The following is a 1,740-nucleotide window of genomic DNA, read 5'->3' as shown; positions in this document are numbered from 1 at the left end:
CGCACGCCGCGGGGGATCGACCGGGCCGTCTTCGCCAAGCTCGTCAGCGGCGACTGGATCGATCGCCACGAGAATTTTCTTCTAACCGGGGCGACCGGATTGGGCAAAAGCTGGTTAGCCTGTGCTCTCGGTCACAAGGCCTGCCGCGACAATCGCTCGGTTCTCTACCATCGCGTCCCAAGATTGTTCGAAGCGTTGGCGCTCGCGCGGGGAGATGGACGTTATGCCCGCTTGCTCAAAACCCTTGGCCGCGTCCAGCTTCTGATTTTGGACGATTGGGGATTGTCGGTGCTCACCGTCGCCGAGCGGCGCGATCTACTGGAAATCCTCGAGGACCGCCATGGCCGCGCATCGACCATCGTAACCAGCCAACTTCCCGTGGACTCATGGCACGAAGTTATCGGAGATCCCACGCTCGCCGACGCCGTCCTCGATCGCCTCGTCCATAACGCTCACCGCCTCCAGCTGGCCGGCGAAAGCATGCGAAAACGCAACGCCAAAACCATCACCCTTGACGAGCAGCCAGAACGCTGACTCTATCACCGCCTCGGCCGGAGCGGGCTGCTCACGATCGTCTGAATTCGGCGCTCATGATCGCGCGAGATCGCTGCTCACTATCAGTGAAATATGCACCCCTCCCCGCGCCGCTGCTCGTACTTGCGCTGCCTACCCGGTGCAACTACGTTAAGTAAGCCTTGCTGCCGGTTGCTCAACTGAAGGATTGCATGCAATGACCCCAGACAATGCCGGCCGAGGCCGACTCCGCGTGCCGCAGGAGGCCGCGCTTTGGTTGGCCATCGCCGGCATTCTTGCGGCCGCAATTTGGTTTTCCTGGAATCCAACCCCGGTTGCTCAAGCGCTTGCGGCACTTTTCATTGCCTGCGCCCTGATCCACGCCACCTTCGCCTATGGTGCGCGGAGCGCCTTGGTTCTGTTCGTTACTTGTAACGCAATTGCGTTTGCGATGGAAAACCTGAGCGCTGCCACAGCGTTTCCATTTGGGACCTTTCATTTCGTGGTCGGCGCGGACTTGCCGCAGATCGGCCTCATCCCGATCATCGTGGGACCGGTATGGTTCGTTGTGGGCTATTTTTCATGGGTGGTCGCGTCGGTTCTTTTGGATCACGCCGATCGTCAGCTCGATCGACCTTTCAATTTGGTCGCCCTGCCCATCGTAGCCGCTTTCGTGATGACCCAGTGGAATCTTGTGACGGATGCCCCTAACGCGACGATAGCCAAGGCTTGGATATGGCACGGCGGCGGTGGAATGTTCGGTGTTCCACTCTCCAACTATCTCGGCTGGCTTCTCACCTCCTGGCTGATCTGCCAGGCCTTCGCCCTCCACCTGCGCTGCGACGGCCGACGGCAGCACTTGAGGATTAGTCACAGGCTGGCGGTGATCGGCATCCTTTTCTATGTCGGCGCCGGCGTTACGCACATCGTGCCCTGGATCATGGGAGAGAGAGGCGAAGCCGTCGACGACAGAGGCTATGGCTGGCAGGTCCACGATATCCGTGAATCCACGGTCGCGATCCTGCTGCTGACGATGGTCTTCACCGCATTGCTCGCAGGGCTGCGCCTCTTGCGCCAGGCGAATTGCAAAGGCGAGCCAATCGCATCAATATCTGGCGATTGAAAGCGGGGCATGTCGTCGCAACACGGACTAGTACCCACTTTTCTTGGATCGTGAGTCGTGCTTCAAGATATGGATGATACCCGAAGCAAGAGAAGTCCACCTTT

General features: G+C 59.5%; 2 protein-coding genes. Both read left to right on the top strand.

Annotation, left to right across the window (positions count from 1 at the left end; all coding sequences use genetic code 11):
* A partial coding sequence (gene istB / locus AAFX91_RS41435; RefSeq protein WP_394570321.1) for an IS21-like element helper ATPase IstB occupies window positions 1–534 on the top strand: 534 nt, incomplete at its 5' end.
* A gap of 196 nt (window positions 535–730) precedes the next feature.
* The gene (locus tag AAFX91_RS41430; protein WP_051397386.1) at window positions 731–1,636 is read left to right on the top strand and encodes a carotenoid biosynthesis protein; all 906 of its coding nucleotides are present in this window, start codon (window positions 731–733) and stop codon (window positions 1,634–1,636) included.
* The last annotated feature ends 104 nt before the right edge of the window (window positions 1,637–1,740 follow it).

Source organism: Bradyrhizobium sp. 31Argb, assembly GCF_043638955.1.
Classification (GTDB): domain Bacteria; phylum Pseudomonadota; class Alphaproteobacteria; order Rhizobiales; family Xanthobacteraceae; genus Bradyrhizobium.
The sequence above is the reverse complement of the archived record's forward strand: the minus strand, read 5'-3'. Positions and strand labels throughout refer to the sequence as shown.